Below are 828 nucleotides of genomic sequence, written 5' to 3'. Positions count from 1 at the left end.
GCAGGTTTGGGAAGTCACGTTTGGTCTTTTTGCTGGCCTTGAGCGAGCCTCCGTGAAAGCAGGGGCTGCAAGTCTGGTTCACCTCATCCCATGGGCGTCGAGGTATCCCGCCGTCTTTGTCTCAGGTAGTCGACGAGGACATGCAATTTGAGCGGCACGTTCCTGCGGGTCGGATAGTCGAGATAGAAGCCGGGGAACGGCGGGCAGAACTCTTCCAGAAGCGGCACAAGTTCAGCAGGGGCGATAGAGGAGCGGAAAGCCTCTTCCATCCCAAAGGTCAGGCCTGCTCCCGCACAAGCCGGTTGTATCATCACCCTCATGTCGTTGGTGGTCGCGCGAGGGTTCACGTCTACAGCGAAGTCGCGTCCGCTCTCGGTGAACTCCCATCGATAAGGGGCGACCTGCGGGTTGGGCCGCCAGCCGATGCAGTGATGCTTTGGCAGCCCCCGGAGGTGGACGTGAGCGAGATCATCGTTCGTCCGACTGCGGGTCCTTACTGAAGAAAGGAGCATGCGATGCCAGGGAGCGCACTCCCTCTCGTCCTTGCTGCCGCAATGGTCAGCGCACCATGGGCCCTCGGCCAGCCTGCGAGCACCAATCCCCCAGTCAAGGAAGCGATACGGGGTTCACGGCCGACGGTGAGTTTATCGGTGGCGTACTCCACCATGGCGGAATGCTGTTCTGCCGGGAAGAGCAGGTGGAACGGCCGCCTTGATCCTCCGGACAATCCCGGTCGAGGTCCCATGCTCCTCGACCGGAATCTGCTGTCCGCTCATGGCACGTTCCGGACGGGGGCCGAACATCCGCTTCGAACAGGAAAACCGGACG

The 828-nt window shown here is 61.5% G+C and carries 1 protein-coding gene and 1 pseudogene; one reads left to right on the top strand and one right to left on the bottom strand.

Annotation, left to right across the window (positions count from 1 at the left end; genetic code table 11):
* Window positions 1-83 precede the first annotated feature (83 nt).
* A pseudogene (locus GR328_RS26540) lies at window positions 84-548 on the bottom strand (LysR substrate-binding domain-containing protein); the annotation flags it as partial.
* 20 nt (window positions 549-568) lie between these two features.
* On the opposite strand from GR328_RS26540, the gene GR328_RS26535 reads away from it, so the two are divergent.
* Window positions 569-715, top strand: a complete 147-nt coding sequence (locus tag GR328_RS26535) for an Atu4866 domain-containing protein (protein ID WP_246216115.1) — start codon at window positions 569-571, stop codon at window positions 713-715.
* Window positions 716-828: the final 113 nt, after the last annotated feature.

The sequence above is a fragment of the Microvirga makkahensis genome (assembly GCF_009830105.1).
GTDB classification, from domain to species: Bacteria; Pseudomonadota; Alphaproteobacteria; order Rhizobiales; family Beijerinckiaceae; genus Microvirga; species Microvirga makkahensis.
The sequence above is the reverse complement of the archived record's forward strand: the minus strand, read 5'-3'. Positions and strand labels throughout refer to the sequence as shown.